Source organism: Mycobacterium sp. NGS39 (assembly GCF_059812765.1).
In genome coordinates this window covers 143,414-159,928 of sequence record NZ_JCALDH010000002.1, presented here as the reverse complement: position 1 = coordinate 159,928, position 16,515 = coordinate 143,414, and the positions used below count along the sequence as shown (strand labels likewise).

The 16,515-nt window shown below is 63.4% G+C and carries 19 protein-coding genes; 6 read left to right on the top strand and 13 right to left on the bottom strand.

The genetic code is table 11. The features are described from left to right. Positions 1-33: 33 nt before the first annotated feature. The 3 genes from AC5Y39_RS03135 to AC5Y39_RS03125 are packed head-to-tail and all read left to right on the top strand — an operon-like array spanning position 34 to position 2,646. Complete coding sequence (locus AC5Y39_RS03135) at positions 34-1,236, top strand: cytochrome P450 (protein WP_500015307.1); 1,203 nt, start codon at positions 34-36, stop codon at positions 1,234-1,236. Then, positions 1,233-1,433, top strand: coding sequence for a ferredoxin (locus AC5Y39_RS03130; RefSeq protein WP_500015309.1), 201 nt, complete (start codon positions 1,233-1,235; stop codon positions 1,431-1,433). Before AC5Y39_RS03135 ends, AC5Y39_RS03130 begins: the two co-directional genes overlap by 4 nt. Positions 1,434-1,440: 7 nt before the next feature. Then, the gene (locus AC5Y39_RS03125; protein WP_500015311.1) at positions 1,441-2,646 is read left to right on the top strand and encodes a cytochrome P450; all 1,206 of its coding nucleotides are present in this window, start codon (positions 1,441-1,443) and stop codon (positions 2,644-2,646) included. Positions 2,647-2,662: 16 nt separating this feature from the next. Here AC5Y39_RS03125 and AC5Y39_RS03120 read toward each other — a convergent pair whose 3' ends face one another. The 12 genes from AC5Y39_RS03120 to AC5Y39_RS03065 all read right to left on the bottom strand — a co-directional run bounded on the left by AC5Y39_RS03120 (position 2,663) and on the right by AC5Y39_RS03065 (position 12,291). Continuing rightward, a complete protein-coding gene (locus AC5Y39_RS03120; protein WP_500015313.1) occupies positions 2,663-2,947 on the bottom strand; it encodes a DUF1330 domain-containing protein in 285 nt (94 codons plus the stop codon). 16 nt (positions 2,948-2,963) lie between these two features. Continuing rightward, positions 2,964-3,155, bottom strand: coding sequence for a ferredoxin (locus AC5Y39_RS03115; protein ID WP_499909015.1), 192 nt, complete (start codon positions 3,153-3,155; stop codon positions 2,964-2,966). Next, positions 3,152-4,444, bottom strand: a complete 1,293-nt coding sequence (locus AC5Y39_RS03110; protein WP_500015603.1) for a cytochrome P450 — start codon at positions 4,442-4,444, stop codon at positions 3,152-3,154. The genes AC5Y39_RS03115 and AC5Y39_RS03110 overlap by 4 nt, the downstream gene beginning before the upstream one ends. 137 nt (positions 4,445-4,581) lie before the next feature. Continuing rightward, a complete protein-coding gene (locus AC5Y39_RS03105) occupies positions 4,582-5,427 on the bottom strand; it encodes a TauD/TfdA dioxygenase family protein (RefSeq protein WP_500015315.1) in 846 nt (281 codons plus the stop codon). A gap of 19 nt (positions 5,428-5,446) precedes the next feature. Next, positions 5,447-5,782: a hypothetical protein gene (locus AC5Y39_RS03100; RefSeq protein WP_500015317.1), complete on the bottom strand. Its 336-nt coding sequence runs from the start codon at positions 5,780-5,782 to the stop codon at positions 5,447-5,449. A gap of 2 nt (positions 5,783-5,784) precedes the next feature. Next, positions 5,785-7,056 carry an aromatic ring-hydroxylating oxygenase subunit alpha gene (locus AC5Y39_RS03095; RefSeq protein WP_500015319.1) on the bottom strand — a complete coding sequence of 424 codons (1,272 nt, stop codon included), beginning with the start codon at positions 7,054-7,056 and terminating at the stop codon, positions 5,785-5,787. A 30-nt stretch (positions 7,057-7,086) separates the two neighbouring features. Further along, positions 7,087-7,830 (bottom strand): SDR family NAD(P)-dependent oxidoreductase, encoded by a 744-nt coding sequence (locus tag AC5Y39_RS03090; protein WP_500015321.1) that lies wholly within the window; start codon positions 7,828-7,830, stop codon positions 7,087-7,089. A 30-nt stretch (positions 7,831-7,860) separates the two neighbouring features. Then, positions 7,861-8,886, bottom strand: a complete 1,026-nt coding sequence (locus AC5Y39_RS03085; protein WP_500015323.1) for a 2Fe-2S iron-sulfur cluster-binding protein — start codon at positions 8,884-8,886, stop codon at positions 7,861-7,863. Between the two features lie 45 nt (positions 8,887-8,931). Beyond that, entirely contained in the window at positions 8,932-9,387 is a 456-nt protein-coding gene (locus AC5Y39_RS03080; RefSeq protein ID WP_500015325.1) for a MarR family winged helix-turn-helix transcriptional regulator, read from the bottom strand. Positions 9,388-9,407: 20 nt separating this feature from the next. Further along, positions 9,408-10,670 carry a metal-dependent hydrolase family protein gene (locus AC5Y39_RS03075; RefSeq protein ID WP_500015327.1) on the bottom strand — a complete coding sequence of 421 codons (1,263 nt, stop codon included), beginning with the start codon at positions 10,668-10,670 and terminating at the stop codon, positions 9,408-9,410. Between the two features lie 11 nt (positions 10,671-10,681). Next, positions 10,682-11,020, bottom strand: coding sequence for a hypothetical protein (locus tag AC5Y39_RS03070; protein WP_499909031.1), 339 nt, complete (start codon positions 11,018-11,020; stop codon positions 10,682-10,684). A gap of 5 nt (positions 11,021-11,025) precedes the next feature. Beyond that, positions 11,026-12,291 (bottom strand): aromatic ring-hydroxylating oxygenase subunit alpha, encoded by a 1,266-nt coding sequence (locus tag AC5Y39_RS03065; RefSeq protein ID WP_500015329.1) that lies wholly within the window; start codon positions 12,289-12,291, stop codon positions 11,026-11,028. 175 nt (positions 12,292-12,466) lie between these two features. Between AC5Y39_RS03065 and AC5Y39_RS03060 the strand changes: the two genes are divergently transcribed. Continuing rightward, positions 12,467-13,264 (top strand): emopamil-binding protein, encoded by a 798-nt coding sequence (locus AC5Y39_RS03060; RefSeq protein WP_500015331.1) that lies wholly within the window; start codon positions 12,467-12,469, stop codon positions 13,262-13,264. A gap of 183 nt (positions 13,265-13,447) precedes the next feature. After that, a complete protein-coding gene (locus tag AC5Y39_RS03055; protein WP_500015332.1) occupies positions 13,448-14,614 on the top strand; it encodes a spirocyclase AveC family protein in 1,167 nt (388 codons plus the stop codon). 4 nt (positions 14,615-14,618) lie between these two features. On the opposite strand, the gene AC5Y39_RS03050 is transcribed toward AC5Y39_RS03055, so the two are convergent. After that, positions 14,619-15,221, bottom strand: coding sequence for a TetR/AcrR family transcriptional regulator (locus AC5Y39_RS03050; protein ID WP_500015333.1), 603 nt, complete (start codon positions 15,219-15,221; stop codon positions 14,619-14,621). 130 nt (positions 15,222-15,351) lie between these two features. On the opposite strand from AC5Y39_RS03050, the gene AC5Y39_RS03045 reads away from it, so the two are divergent. Continuing rightward, a complete protein-coding gene (locus tag AC5Y39_RS03045) occupies positions 15,352-16,515 on the top strand; it encodes a spirocyclase AveC family protein (protein WP_500015335.1) in 1,164 nt (387 codons plus the stop codon).

The following is a 16,515-nucleotide window of genomic DNA, read 5'->3' as shown; positions in this document are numbered from 1 at the left end:
CCAGGTCATCAGCCCGCCGCGAAAGAGGAAACCATGACCAAGCCGAAACTCGTGTTCAACCCGTATTCGCAAGAGTACTTCGACAATCCGTACGAGATTTATCGGCGGATGCGCGACGAGACTCCGATCTACTACGACGAGGACGAGGACTTCTACGCGCTGACCCGGTATGCGGACGTGGCGGCGGCTCTAAAGGACCACGAATCGTTCTCCTCCACCCGTGGGTGCCACCTGTCGATGATCAAGTCCGGCGAGGGATTCCAGAAATCGATCATCTTCATGGATCCGCCGGAACACCGCTTCATGCGCAGCCTGCTCAACAAGGCGTTCACTCCGCGGGCCATCCAGTCGCAGCGTGAAACCGTCGTCGAACTGGTCGAGCACTTCCTGTCCAAGGTGGATCCCGACAACTTCGACGTGGTTCAGGACTTCTCCGGCCCGTTCCCGGTGGAGGTGATCACCAGGATGGCCGGGGTGCCGGAGGACTACCGCCAGCAGGTCCGGCACTGGATCGACAAGGGTCTGGAAGTCAAGCCAGGACAGATCGAGATGTCCGAAGAGAACATCCAAGCCAACATGGACGCCGGGGTCTACTACTACAGCCTGGTGCAGGAGCGTCGGCAGAACCCGCAAGACGACATGATCAGCCGGCTGATCGCCGCCGAGATACCCGGCGACAACGGCCAAATGCGCAAGCTCGACGACATCGAAATCACCGGCTTCGTCGCGCTATTGGGCGGCGCGGGCGCCGAGACCGTGACCAAGTTGGTCGGCAGTGCCGTAGTCGAATTCGCGCGGCATCCCGAGCAGTGGGAGATGTTGCTCGACGACCGCAGCCTGGTACCCGCCGCCGTCGAGGAGTTACTGCGTTACGTAGGCCCGGTCCAGTACAACGTGCGCTACACACTGAAGGAAGCCGAAGTGCCCAGCGGCACGATTCCCGCGAATAAGCCGGTGTTCCTGATGAAAGCGGCCGCCAATCGTGACCCGCGCGCATTCGACGACGCCGAGACATTCAATATCACCCGCGACCGTACCCAGGCTCCGCACCTCGGCCTGGGCTACGGCATCCACAGCTGCCTCGGTGCGGCCCTGGCACGGCTGGAGACGACCATCGCACTCGAGCACCTGCTCGACTTCATGCCGCGCTACGAGGTCGACTTCGACGGCCTGGAGCGCGTGCACATGCAAAACGTCGCCGGATACCACCGAGTGCCAGTGAGGGTTGTGAAATGACGAAGAAGATCAAGGTCGACTTCGGCCTCTGCGAAAGCAACGGGGTGTGCATGGGCATCATCCCGGAAGTGTTCGAACTCGACGACCAGGACTACCTTCACGTCCTCCAGGAGGAGGTCACACCCGAAAACGAGAGTCAGGTCAAGGAGGCCGTTCGGCAATGTCCGCGTCAGGCGATATCGATCAGCGACGAGTGAGCAGCCAATGACCACAACGAAACTGGTCTTCGACCCGTTCTCCGAGGAGTTCTTCAACGGGCCTTGGGAGATCTACCGGCGCCTGCGGGAGGAAGCGCCGGTGTATTACAACGAGCAGTACGATTTCTACGCCCTGTCCCGGCACGAAGACGTGGCGGCCGCGTTCAAGGATTACGAGACCTACTCGTCGGCATACGGACTGGACTTGGCGATGGTGAAAGCCGCTGAGCCACCGCCTATGAAGGCCATCATCGTGATGGATCCGCCCGAGCACCGCCAGATGCGCAGCCTGATCAACAAGGTCTTCACGCCGCGGGCGATCGAGGCGTTGCGGCCCATGGTCACTGACACGATCGAGCGCTACATCGCCGACGCCAATCCCGAACGGTTCGACGTCGTGCAGGACTTCTCCGCGTTGTTCCCGGTCGAGATCATCACCCAGATGCTCGGTGTCCCTGCGGAATACCGGCAGAAGGTCCGCGAATGGGTCGACACGACGTTGCACCGTGAGCCCGGGCAGGTCGAGATGTCCGAGCAGGGCCTGCAGGCCGTCGGCGAAACGTTCGCGCTGTATTACCAGCTGATCCAGGAGCGGCGGGCGCAGCCTCGCGACGACATGTTCAGCCGCTTGATCGCAGCCGAAATTCAGGACGAGCACGGCCAGCAGCGCCAACTCGACGATTTCGAAATCGCCAGCTTTGCAACATTATTGGGCGGAGCCGGCGCCGAGACTGTCACCAAGCTGGTGGGCAATGCCGCCGTCACCTTCGCCCGCAACCCCGACCAGTGGCAGAAACTGCTCGACGACCGCAGCAAGATCCCGGCCGCTGTCGAAGAGCTGCTGCGCTACGAGGCACCGAACCAGTACAACGTGCGACGGTCCATGCGCGACGTCCAGCTGCACGGCGTGACCATTCCGGCGGGCAAACCGGTACTGCTGCTCGGCGGTTCGGCGAACCGGGACCCCGAAGCGTTCACCGACGCCGACAAATTCGACATCGACCGCGACCGCACCGAGGCGCAGAACCTCGGCTTCGGCTACGGGGTGCACAGCTGTCTCGGTGCGGCGCTGGCCCGGATGGAAAGCGCGATAGCACTCGAGAAGCTGCTCGACTTCATGCCGCGCTACGAGGTCTTCTGGGATGAGTGCCGACGGGTGACAATGCAGAACGTCGCAGGCTGGTCGCATGTACCCGTCCGCGTGCTGACCTGATTCGGCCCGCGGAAGCTCAGAGGCCGGAGAGGATCACGCCGTTGCAGTCGGCAGCCTTTTGGCGCAGCTTGACCGCTTGCTGGTAGGCGTCGGAGTTGTACCACTCACGGGCGGCATCGACCGATTCGAACTCCAGCAGCACGGTCTGCGTGCCATGCCATTGGCCCTCGAGCACCTCAGGGTTCTGGTCGAACGCCAGCAGCGTGGACCCGGCCATCGCCTTCCCGGCCAGCTTGGCGTACTCGGCCATTCCAGCCGGATCTTTGACGTCCTCGGTGATGAGGATATAACCCTTTGGCACTGAATCTCCCTGATTGTCAGTCGGTTTCGACGATCGCCTGCTCGGGGCAGTTGGCAATCGCGTCCTTGGCCGCGTCTTCGAGCCCGTCGGGCACCTCGGCGGGATCTGCGACGGCGTAGCCGTCGTCGGTCATGTGGAACACATCGGGGCACAGCGTCAGACACATGCCGTGGCCTCGGCAGCGGTCCTCGTCGACGGCGACCTTCACCGGCCACCTCCGTTAGCCGCCAGGTCGAATTCGATGTGCAGCTCGGTGAGCCCACGCAGAATGTAGGTCGGAATGTATTGGTAGCGGCGGTTATTCGGCGGACCGTGGTGCGCCTCGCTGATGCGGATGTCGGTGGTGCGGTCCAGCAACCGCTCGAGCCCGACGCGCGTCTCGGCGCGCGCCAGCGGCGCACCGGGGCAACTGTGGATGCCGCGGCCGAACGCCAGGTGCTGGCGGGCGTTCTTGCGCTCGGGGTCGAAGACGTCGGGGTCCTCGAAGCGGCGCGGGTCGCGGTTGGCCGCACCGTTGATCACCATCACCGTGCAGCCGGCGCCGAGGGGCTGCTCGCCGACGGTGGTGGGCACCCGTGACAACCGGAAGTCGCCCTTCACCGGGCTTTCGATGCGAAGGCACTCTTCGATGAAGTTCGGCAGCAGGCTTCGGTCGTCGCGCAGCCTGCGTTGGATGTCGGGACGGTCACCGAGCACCTTCATCGCGGTGCCGAGCAGACGCACAGTGGTCTCCTGCCCAGCGGAGAAGACGTTGGTGGCCACCCGCACCACGTCACCGACGTCGGGCACCGTCCCGTCCGGGAACGTCGCGGTGGCCAGTCCGGTCAGCACGTCGTCGCGGGGCTCGCGCCGACGGTCTTCGATGTACGTGGCGAAGACGTCATAAAGGTATTCCAGCGGGGTCTTGGCCAAAGTCTTGTCCGCATTGCCCAGCCCGCTGCCGTGGGTGCCCCGCGCGAGCCGCTCCAACAACTCGGGACGGTCCTCGTCGGGCACGCCGAGCAGATCAGCGATCACGCGCAACGTGAACGGGCCGGCGAACCCCTTGATGAACTCGCCCTGCCCTGGCGCCAGGAAGTCGTCGAGGATGTCGTCGGCGAGCTGCCACATCGCGTCCTCGTTCTCCTTGAGACGCTTCGGTGTGATCAGCCGCATCAGCAGGGCGCGGTGGTTGGTGTGGGTCGGCGGATCCAGCGTCGGCAACTGGTCGCTGAACGGGATCTCGTCGCGGTGCTCCTTGATGATCTCGGTGACGTCGTCACCTTCGAGCGGTACCGGAAAGCCCGGAAACGGCCCAGTCACCGAGATGCACGACGAGAACGTCTCCGCGTCGTTGTAGACGTCGACGGCCTCCTGCCAACCGGTCACCATCGTGACGCCGTAATGCTCTTCGCGGGTGACCGGGCATTTGTTGCGGAGCGCCTCGTAGAACGGGTACGGGTCATCGGTCAGACGGCCGTCCCGGAAGAAGTCGACCCTGGTCAAATCCTCCGCCAGATCCTCCGCCATGTGCTACTCCGTTTCCGACGATCTCGTGTGACGAGAACGTGACTCTCATCTTTGAGTATTAGATTTTCACAGTCTGCGCGCCGCCGTCAACGAGGGCCCCACCGCCTAGCTACGCCGCCGCGCGATCACTGAATCGGCTCGTCACCCAGCACCGTGGTGCGCAGCATCTCCCGGGGCGAGTTCGGGTCATAGGGCGCGGCCCGGTGCAGCACCCCGCGGTTGTCCCAGATCACGGTGTCGCCTACGGACCAGCGATGGCTGTAAACCTTGTCTGCGCGAGTGGCCCGATCCAACAGGTCGGCCAGCAGCGCCCGGCCCTCGTCCAGATCCATCCCGACTATGTAGTCGGCCGAGGCGCCGAGCACCAGCGACTTGCGTCCGCTGCGGTGGGTCCACACCAGCGGGTGCTCGTGAGTTGGGCGGGCCCGCCAGCGCGCCAGCTCTTCGGCGGTCGGGTTCGGGTTGACGCGGCGCTGCGACGCCTCCAGGGAATGCACCACCCGAAGCGACGCGAAGCGCTCCTTCTCGTCATCGCTCAGTTCCTCGTAGGCGCCGTAGGAGCTGGCGAACTCGGTTTCTCCCCCGCGGTCGGCCACTTGGACCGCGGACAACACCGTGGCTTTCTGTGGTGGTTCGCCGTTGGTCGGCGTGCAGCCGTCGATGTGCCAGTCGAACGTCGCGCGCAAGTAGGCCGCCGACGAGTTCTTCGATTTGTCCAGCGTCACCGGGTAGATGCCCGGGACGGGATGGTGGCCGTCGGAGGAATGATCGACCTCGCCGAGACGCCGGCAGAAATCCACTTGCGTCTGCGGGTCCAGATGCAGACCCGGGAACACCAGCACGCCGTTGTCTTCCAAAGCTTCGAGCACGGCTTGGGCGACACCGTCGTTGGTAGCCAGCGACTCTCGGTCCACCCCTGACACCTCCGCCCCGACCGAGGCGGTGAGCTTGGTGATTGTCAGCAGACTCATGATCATCTGGTCCTGTCCGTCACGGCACCGGCGCGCTGACGCGGTGAAGTTCCGCGTCAGCGGAGTCGGTGGGTTTCTGGGTGCCGAAGATTTCGACGGCCATCGACACCATGATCATCGAGTAGACGAGGTGCAGCAGGTTGAGCGCATCGTCGGGGATGTCGTCGAGAGTGAACTTGTCGCAGTAGTCGATGGCCTCTTCGAAGCGGGGCGAGAACGCGTCGTAGAACTCTCGGATCTCGGTCATCGGGGTAGCCAGGCGCATCGCCCAGCGTTCGGGTTCTGTTGCCAGACACCATTTTTCGGCAAACGGCTCGAATTCGGCGAATGCGCTTGGCAATTTCGACTCGGCCATGGTCACACCCCCACCGGAGCGCGTTCGTTCTTGTACTCCTCGACCCATTTGACCGCCTCGTGGTGCAGATGACGGACCAGGATCTCCTGATCGCTCAGCGGATAGTCGTCGACTACCGGTTCTCCCAAGCCGTACTCCAGCGCCGCCTGCGTCCCGCCCAGCATGCCCGCGTCCTGCAACGCGAATTCCTTGAGCACCACCGACGCCACCTCGTGTTCGATGCGCTCACGGACGGTGCGCGCCGGATGAAAAGCGTTGTACGCCTCGAACTTATGAGTGTTGTGCGACGTCGGCCAGTAGCGGTACAGGAGGTACCAGCCGTGGTAGATGAGGATTTCCAGGTTGGGAAAGATCTGGAAATTGGTGATGCCCCACGGCTCGATACCGCCCGGGTTCAGCCCGGCCGACTGGTGCGTCTCCGGTGTCCGCCACGGCCCCACCAGCCCGCTGCGCGTGATCCGTTCGACCGGATACATGTATTCCGGTGCCAGCAGCCACCGCCGGGTGCCCGCCGTGGACACCAGCCGGTGCGGCCCGTCGATCTGGAAGTGCCCGCACTCGAATGACTGGTTGGGCTGACGCACCGCGCTCGGCACCTGTTGGCTGTGCAGCGACGGCACGTGGTAGTACTCCTGGAACGCGTCGGCGAAGATCTTCCAGTTGCTGTTGTTGTGCGCTTCGAATTCGTAACGCTCCGTCATCAGGTGGAACGGATAGTCGTCGAGCGCTGTGATCATGGGACCCAAGTACTCCCGCAGGCTCCACCGCGGCTCGGGGTCGAAGTTGATGAAGATGAAGCCGTTCCACACATCGCAGTGCACCAGCTTCAACCCGTACCGTGACGGGTCCAGGTCGAAGAACTCGCCCTGCTGCTGCACGAACTTCAGTTGCCCCGTGAGGTCGTAGCGCCACCCGTGGTACTTGCAGGTGAACTGGCGGCAGGTGCCCTTGACTTCCTCGCTGGGAAAGTCGTTCCACACCAACTTGTTTCCGCGGTGCCGGCAGATGTTGTAAAAGGCACGGATCTGTTCATCCTTGCCCTTGACCACGATCACCGACGTTCTGGCAGCCTCGATCTCCTTGGTGAAGTAGCTGCCCACCCGCGGCACATCCTCGACCCGCCCGACGTTGAGCCATGCCCGCTTGAAGACCGCCTCGCGCTCGAGTTCGTAGAACTCGGGCGAGATCGAGTCACGAAACGAGATCGGTCCGGTGCCCAGTTCCGGATAGTGTTCGGTCCAGCTGCCCTCGACCGGCTTAGGCCACTTACCCATGCGAACCTCCCTGTGCTGCTTGAAAACTCATCACATCACCGAACCGCCGTTGACGCCCAGAGTCTGGCCGGTGATGAAGCCGGCCGCCTCTGAGCACAAAAAGCCCACCGCCGCCGCGATGTCTTGCCCCGTCCCCAGATGTCCCACGGGGATACTTGCCGCCATCTGCTCATTCGGCGGCAGGTGGCCGGCGGCTTGCGACTGGTGTTGCATGGGCGTCTCGATGCCCGACGGCGGAATGTTGTTGACCGTGATGCCGGCCGGGCCGTATTCACGCGCCAGGGAGCGGGTCAGCGACAGTAGCGCCCCCTTGGACGCGGCGTAGTGGGCCATCCCCGGTGAACCGCGCTGCGCGCTGGACGACGAAATCATCACAATCCGGCCCCATTTCGCCTCGAGCATGTCCGGCACCGCCAGCTGACAACAGTGGAACGTGCCGGTGAGGTTCACGTCGATCAGCCGCTGCCACGCCGCAGGTGTGATCTCGGTGAACGGCGCGAAATCCACTGCGCCGGCGCTGGTGACCAGAATGTGCACTGGCCCCAATTCGCTGCGGATCTTGGCGAAGGCTTCCTCCACGGCGGCGCGGTCGCTGACGTCGGCTGCGACGCCCAGCGCCGTCACGCCCTCCGCCCGCAGCTCTTCGGCCACCCGCTGCGCTGCGTCGCCGTCGAGGTCGAGAACAGCGACCTTACGCCCGAGCCTGCCGAGCTCGTGACACGTCGCTTGCCCCATGCCCGACGCACCGCCGGTCACCACCGCTACTCGGTTCATCGAATCCGCCTCATTCTCAACCCTTCTCGGCTACTCGTAGACCACGTGGACTGTCCGGCTGGTCGGTAGCGATTGGCACGTCAGCACCCAGCCCTCGGCCACCTCGTCGTCGTCCAGCGCATCGTTGTTGAGCATCCTGGCGCTGCCTTCGACGATTCGGGCCATACACGTTCCGCACGAACCGGTTTCACATGACGACGGTGCGCGCAGACCGGCGGTTCGTGCGGTCTGCAGCAACGTGTTGCCCGCCCGGTACGGCACCGTGGTCTTGCGGCGATCCAGTTCGATGACCACCTCTTCGGTCTCTGCCGCGGCGCTGTCGAGGACATCGGCAGGCGCCGGCGCCACCTCGAAACGCTCCAGGTGCACCCGCTCGCGCGGCGCGCCTGAAGTCAGGACCGTGTTCTCCACGGTGTCCATGAACGCAGCGGGACCGCAGATGTAGTAGTCAGCCGCCCCGGCACCGGCGACAAAAGCTTCGATGGCCGACGGTGTCACGACGCCGGCGTCTTCGTCGAAGTGATGCACCACGGTCAACCGGTCGGCATGGCTGTCGGCCAGCCGGGCCAGCGCGTCGGCGAAGATCACCGACTCACGGCTGCGGTTGGCGTAGAACAAGCGGATTCGCCGAGACGATTCGGCCAACGCCGTTCGCACGAGCGACATGATCGGGGTGATGCCGCTGCCACCGGCGAACGCCACGATGTCGTCGGAGGTCTCCCGCAGCACGAACCGCCCCTCCGGCGGTGCGGCGTGGATTTCTTTGCCTTCGGACGCGGTGTCGTTGAGCCAGTTGGAGACCAGCCCGCCGGGATCGCGTTTGACGGTGATCTGCAGATCGTCCTCCACGGGCGCGGAAGACATCGAATAGCAGCGACGGAGCTCTTGACCGTCGACGTTGACGCGAAGCGTCAGGAACTGGCCGGCCTGATACCGGAATTTCGAGGAGCAGTGCTCCGGAACGTCGAGCACGAGAGACACCGCGTCGGGCGTCTCCCGCACCACGCGCTTGATGCGCAGCGGCGCGAACCCGTCGACTTCTGTATCCCCGCTCATCGTCGTCAAAGATATCAAGTACTTGTCATAAATATCAAGTACTTACTATTGGGGGTCGATGTGGTCTACGTGCAGCTTGTGGCCAGTGCCCTCTTCGATCACGCGGCCGAGCAGCTCGCGCAGCGTCTTCTGCTCGGCGCTGTTGAGCACCCCGAACACCTTGTGGTGGGCATCGATCGCGTCGTTGACCACAGCCTCGGCAACCTCGCGGCCCCGATCGGTCAGGAAGGCCTGAAGTATCCGGCCATGTTGCGGGTCCTGCTTGCGCTCCACCAATCCGCGCCGCTCGAGTTCCTTCAAGGCCAGCTGCACACCCTGCGGGCTGATGAGCAGACGCCGGGCCAACTCGGCACCCGACAGCCCGGGTTCGGCGGCCAGCTGGCGCAGCATGCCGATCTGCGCGGTGCTCACACCGTGGTCGCTCACCGAGTCGTTTACGGTGGTCAATGCGAAGTACCACGCCTGCTTGAGCAGCCACAGGATGTTGTCGGTCTGTTCCATACCCGTTCCCTCGCTAGACGCTATCGCTTGAAGATCTGGCCGTTCTTCATCACGAACTGCACATCGAGCGTGGTGGAGATGTCGCGTGACGGGTCGCCCGGCACGGCGATGAGATCTGCCAAGTAGCCGGGAGCGATGCGGCCGAGCTCGTCATCGGCGTCGATGAGCTCTGCGCTGGTGACCGTCGCCGCGCGCACGGCCTGCATCGGCGTCATGCCGCGAGATACCAACGCGCACAGCTCCTTTGCGTTCTGTCCGTGCGGGATTGCCGGGGCATCCGTGCCACAGGCGATCCGCACACCGGCGGCGATCGCCTTCGGCAGCATCGACTGCGCGCGGGGGAACACCTCTTCGGCCTTCTTGCGCAACTCCGGGGCGATCCGGTCGACGGCCATCGCCTCCGTGAGGTAGGTGGTCGACACCAGAAACGTGCCGGTGTCGGCCATCATCTTGATGGTGTCGTCGGAAGCCAGGAACCCATGCTCGATGCAGTCGATGCCGGCGCGGATGCACGCCCGAATCGAGCTGTCCCCCACAGCATGCGCGGCGACCCGGACCCCGGCTCTGTGCGCCTCGTCGGCGATCGCGGCGAACTCTTCGTCCGAATACTGCTGCGCGCCTGGCGCGGTGCTGTGCGACATGACGCCGCCCGATGCGGACACCTTGATCAGCTTGGCGCCGTGCCGAATTTGGTATCGCACGCAGGCGCGCACATCGTCGACGCCGTTGGCGATCCCCTCTGCCACCGACAGCGGCATGATGCCGGGCGCAAGGCGTTGGAACACCGTCGGGTCGAGATGCCCCCCGTAGGGCGTCACCGCATGGCCGGCCGGATAAATGCGTGGGCCGATGTGCCAGCCCTGGTCGATCGCGCGCTGCAGCGCGACGTCGAGGAGGTAGCCCCCGGTCTTGACCATCAGCCCCAGGTTGCGGACAGTGGTGAACCCGGCTTCGAGCGTGGTGCGGGCGTTGACCGCTCCGCGCAGGGTCCGGTAGGCGGGATCGTCCTGCACGCCGTGCATGGGGCTGGGCAGGCCCTCCGGTCCGCCGGGGCCGCCGATGAGCAGGTTCAGCTCCATGTCCATCAGACCGGGCAGCAAGGTGACGTCGCCCAGATCGATGTCGTCGGCCGAATCCTTCGGCAGCTCAACGGGATTCACCGCTGCAATGCGCTCGCCGTCCACCACTACAACGGCCGGTGACCGCACTTCGCCGGCATCCACGTCAGCCCAGCGCGCGGCGCGCAGGACGGTCGGCCCGGTGCTGGATGGTCGCTCGGACAAGCCTCGCTCCGTCACGGGACGGGCTCGACGACGCAGTCCAGCGACGTCGCGCCGGAGTCGGGCACCTTCGGTTGCTTCCAGCACTCGACCGGGAACGACACCTGGATCATCGAGTACAGCATGTGCATCAGGTTCAGCACATCCTCGGGCAAGTCGTCCAACGAGAATTTGTCGCAGTAGGCCAGCGCTTCCTCGGCCCGTGCGGTGATCGCGTCATAGAAGGCCTGCATCTCGGTCATCGAACTGGCCAACCGCTTGGCGTAGCGCTCCGGTTCGGTTGGCAGGCACCAGTCGGAATACGGCTCTAGGTCAGCGAATTCGGGCGGCAGCTTCGCGGTAACGGTGTCCATTGAAGTCACACCCCTGCCATCCTGCGTTGATAGTCCTCGACCCATGCGGCCGTCTCCTTGTGGAGGTGACGGATCAGTACCTCCTGGTCGCACAGGAGGAAGTCGTCGAGCACGCGCGATTCGATCATCGACTGGGTGGCTTCCAACGTGTTCGCGTCCTGCAGGCCGTATTCCTTGAACGACACCGCGGCCAGTTCCTGAGCAACCCGCTCACGCGGGGTGCGGGGCTGTGGGAAATACAGGTTGCCCTCGAAGATGTGGCTGTTGTAGGACGTCGGCCAGTAGTGGTAGGTCAGGTACCAGCCCTGGCCCCAGAACAGGATCACGAAGTTGGGGAACAGCTGGAACGAGTCCAGGCCCCACGGATCACATTTCGCGGGGTTGAGGCCAGGCGGCATCTCCCCCAGGTCCTGTTTCTCCCATGGCCCGAAGAGTCCGCTGCGACAGATGTCCTCGATCGGCTTGCGCATCTCGTCGCTCATCTCCCACGCCCGCACCCCGGAGGTGCTGACCAGGCGATGCGGACCTTCGATGCGGTAGTGCGGCGCTTCGAACCCGGCCTCGGCTGCGGCCTTGGAGTATGCGGTGGGCGACTGGTTCGCGTGCAGCACCGGCGCGTGGTAGAACTCCTGGAACGCGTCCATGTAAAGCTTCCAGTTCGCCTTCACCTCCGAGCGATAGCTCCAGCGCGACGTCATCTTGTCGAATGGATAGCCCTCCAGATTGGTGATCATCGGGCCGAGGAAGTCGCGCAACGACTGCTCGGGTTCGTCGGCGAAGTTGACGAAGATGAAGCCCTCCCAGACGTCGCAGTGCACGCCCTTGAGCCCGTAGCGGCTCTTGTCGAGGTCGAAAAACTCCTCTTCCTGCTGGACGAAAGTCAGCTTCCCGTCGAGGTCGTACCGCCAGCCGTGGTATTTGCAGGTGAACTGCCGGCAGGTACCGCTGGTCTCCTCGAGCGGCAGGTCATTCCAGACGAGCTTGTTGCCGCGATGGCGGCAGATGTTGTGGTACGCCTTGATCTCACCGGACATGTTGCGCGCCACGATGATCGAGGTGTTGACCACCTTGAGCTCTTTGGTGAAATAGCCGCCCTTGCGCGGAAGCTGTTCGACCCGCCCGACATTGAGCCAAGCCCGCTTGAAAATGGCGCGACGCTCGAGCTCGTAGAACTCGGGGCTGATCGAGTCCTCGTAGGAGACGGGTTCGGTGCCCAGCTGCGGGTAGTGCTGGGTCCAGCTTCCCTCCGGCGGCTTGGGGAATCGGGCCATTTGGCTTCTCCTGTCCACGCGGTCAGGCCGGGTCATGCCGCGCGCGCCCCCGAACTCGGGCCTTGACAGTCAGCAAGTCTTTGGTGCTGTTCGGCGTATTCCGGGGGTGGCGTGCAGCGCCGACGGTATATGCTTCCGCCAGCAATCGCAAGTAGTTGATATTAAGGATCGGCCCATGACGACCACCGAAGTGGAACCGAACCTCGCCCGACCATGGGCACCCCACCGCCTGCGGATCTATCTCGCCGTCGCGGCGATCACGGGCTTCATGTTCGTCCTGATGACCGTGGGTGTCGGTTTCGGGTTCATCGCGCCGACGTTCACCGCAGACGTCGTGGCCAACCTCCTGTTCGGGGTGCCGGTGATCCTGCTGCCGTTCGCGATCTTGTGGACGGCGCGAGGCGAGCAGCGCTCGCGACTCGAGAAGGCAGCCGAGCTCGTCCTGGTGTACCTGCCCTACACCGCCGGCAGTCAAATCGGCTACGAACTGGTCTTTTTGCTCGGCCATCCATTCGGCCTGTGGAAGCCCACCGACGACCCGGGCTGGAAGTGGCTGTGGTGGCAATACGGGCTGACCGACTCGCGCTACACCAGCGGCAACAACTGGATCTTCGGGCTGGAGTTCATGGGTGTGCTCGTCGGTGTGATGCTCTTCGCCGTGTGGACGCGCCTGATCAAACCCGATCTGCCAACCGAGTCCCGAATTCGTTGTCTATGGCTGGCTTTCGCGGGAACCGCCATGCTGATCAGCAGCACCGGCGTGTATTACGCCACTGAGGTGCGCTCTGGCTTCACCCACATCGGCCAAGGCGCGTTCGGGTTCTGGTTCAAGTTCATCGGCGAGAACGTGCCCTTCACGGTGCTGCCTTTCCTGGTCCTCTTCGCGATCTACCTTCAGGTCGACTATTTGACGCGGCGCGCCGGCGCACACGACGCCGCGGTCAGCGTCGACGACTTGACCGCGAAGACATAGTCGGCCGGCCGCGTCCTCCGGAACACCGGGACCCATTGACAGACAGGCTATTTCGGTGACTGCATCGCTTCCCATGACGAAACACCACGGACGACGTTCCGAAGAAAATTGGAAGATCCCCATTGGCCGTCTAGATACTCATTGGTACCTTTCTCGTCATACCGCAGGCAGCCGGGAGGCGTCATGAGCGATCTGTCCAGTAAGACCAAGCCCGTCGTCACCGAGTCTCTCGGTGGGGCCGCCGCGCTCGGTACGCAACCGCAGGCCCCCAGTAAGCCGGTCAAGATCTGGGCGTTCTTCGGCGGCGCTCTGCTGATCCTGCAGCTGTACGTGTGGATCCGATGGATCACCGGGCCGTACTTCGTCCAGGTTCCCGCCGGGCCCACCGACCCGCCCACGTTCATGAAGGTCATGCTCACGGTCAACGCGGCCTTCATGGTTGTGGGCTTTCCAGCCGCCATCTGGTGGTTTCTGATCAGACCGTGGCGGCGTGAGCGGCGCATCACGCTCGACGGCATGCTGCTGGTGTCCTGCGGTCTGTTCTTTTTCCAAGACCCATTTCTCAACTACGTCAACACGTGGTGCACCTACAACACCTGGGTGTGGAATCGCGGATCGTGGTCCTCACATGTTCCCGGTTGGGTGTCCCCCGAGTCGCCCGGACATCAGGTCGCAGAACCGCTCCCGATCAACGCTCCGGGATATTCCCTGGTTCTCGTGACCCTGATCGTGGGATGTCTGGTGATGCGCAAGGTCAAGCAGCGCTGGCCCAACATCAGTACCTTCCGGCTGGTTCTTGTCACATATGTGTTCTCCTTCTTCTTCGACTTCGTCATGGAGGGTCTGGTCCTGTTGCCGATCGGACTCTTCACGTATCCCGGTGCGATCCGGAAGGTTTCGCTGTTCGCCGGCACCTATCACCAGTGGCCGGTCTACGAGGGCCTGATGTGGGGCGGCGTGATGACAGCGCTGTGCTGTCTGCGGTTCTTCACCGATGACCGCGGCCGCACGGTCGTCGAACGGGGACTGGAGCATGTCCGAGGCGGTGCCGTCACCCAGCAGCTCGTCCGGTTTCTCGCGATTTTCGCGGCGGCCAGTGCCGCCTTCTTCTTCTTGTACAACGTTCCTGCGCAGTGGATCGGCCTGCATTCCGACCCGTGGCCCGAAGACCATCTGAAGCGCTCGTACTTCAGCGGCAGCGTGTGTGGCGAGGGCAGCGATACTCCGTGTCCGGATCCGGTTCTGCCGATGCCCACCAAGCGCTCCGGTTACATCGACGTCAACGGTCACCTCGTCCTTCCGGAGGGCGCACAGTTCCCGGAAGTGGTGCCTTTCCAGAGAGGCGGGTGAGATCTCAGGGCATCTTGATCGCCGACACGTACATCTCGACAACCGGCCGATAGAGATCGACGTCGTCTAACTGACTGCCCATCTCGACGGCGTCGGTCGTGGCAATGAGAATGTGGGCGAACGTCGCCGGCGGGATCAGCAGCGTGCCGCCGAGCCGGTCGACACCGGCGACGATGTACTTCGCCAGTCCGGCGACCACCTCAGCTCTTTTGTCGGCCAAACGTTTCCGCGCATCGGGGTTGCGCAGTAGGTAGAGGTTGAATTCCACTCCAAGCGCCGCATGCTCAGCGCCACGGTCGCGACTCAGCTGGCGCCACCGTCGAGCGATCTCCTCCAGTTCGTGCGCCCCAATCTGACTTGCCGAAGACATGAGCTCGGTGAAGGTGTCGAAGTAGCGCCGCCAATACCGGTCGCTAGCGGCCAGGAAGAGGTCTTCCTTGGTGGGGAAGTACTTGTAGATCGCGCCCTTCGAGTACCCGGCCGCTTTGGCGATGTCATCGAGAGTCGCTGGAATGAAGCCTTTCTCAGCGAACACCTCTTCCGCGGCATCGAGCAACAGTGAACGAGTGCGCTCGAGGCGTCGCTCCCGTGTCCAGGGCTCAACCATGCGGCAATCTTGCCACAAAAGTTGACCGCTTGGTCATCTAGATACCCGCTGGTATATTTTCAGCGCATCAGCCAGTTCCGGTGAGACGTGTGGCCCGTGCGATCGAAACGTGCAGAGGAGACGGTTTCTCATGAGCGACCTAACGCAAAAAAAGCCCGCTGTCACCGAACCGGTACCGGGAGCGACATCGCTTGGCGCGCAACCACGTTCGAAGATCGCACCGATCCATATCTGGGCCGCGGTCGGCGGCGCGATCCTGCTCTTCCAGCTCTACGTGTGGATCAGCTGGATAACCGGACCGAACTTCGAGCGGGTCCCGCCCGGCCCGAGCGATCCGCCGATGTACATGAAGGCGATCCTGGTCACCTGGACGGCCGTGATCATCGTCGGTCTACCAGTCGCGATCTGGTGGTTCATCATCCGGCCCTGGCGGCGGGAGCGGCGAATCACCCTCGACGGGATGCTGCTGATAGCTTGCGGCCTTTTGTTCTTCCAGGATCCGCTGCTCAACTACATCAGCACTTGGAGCACCTACAACACCTGGATGTGGAACCGCGGCTCATGGGTGCAAGACATCCCTGGCTGGATTTCGTTCGGCGAACCCGGCCGCATGATGGCCGAGCCGTTCTTGATGAATGCGCCCGGCTACTCGTTCGTCCTGCTGTGCACGATGCTCGGCTGCTGGGTGATGCGCAAAGCGAAGTCGCGCTGGCCCAACATCAACGCCCTCGGCCTTATCGGCGTGGTGATCGTCTGGACGTTCTTCTTCGACTTCGTCATAGAAGGTTTGTTCCTCATGCCGATGGGGCTTTTCACCTATCCCGGTGCCATCCGCGCCCTGTCGGTCAACGCCGGAACGTACTACCAGTGGCCGATTTACGAAGGACTCATGTGGGGTGGTGTCCAGGCTGGTCTTTGTTGTCTGCGGTACTTCACCGACGATCGCGGCCGCACCTTCGTCGAACGCGGGCTGGACAAGGTCCGCGGCGGGTTCGCCAGGCAACAGCTGACACGCTTCCTCGCGATCTTCGCGGCCTGCAGCGCCTTTTTCTTCGTCCTCTACAACCTTCCCGCGCAGTGGTTCGCGCTGCATCAGGATCCGTGGCCGGAGGACATCCTGAAGCGCTCATACTTCTTGATGGGCATTTGCGGTGACGGCACCGATCGCGCCTGTCCTGACCCGTCAGTGCCGATACCCCTGCAGAATTCCGGTTACATCAACACCGATGGCAAGTTGGTGATGCCCGAAGGCGTCACGCCTCCCAAAGTCGTTCCCGTCGAAAAGGGTAGATGA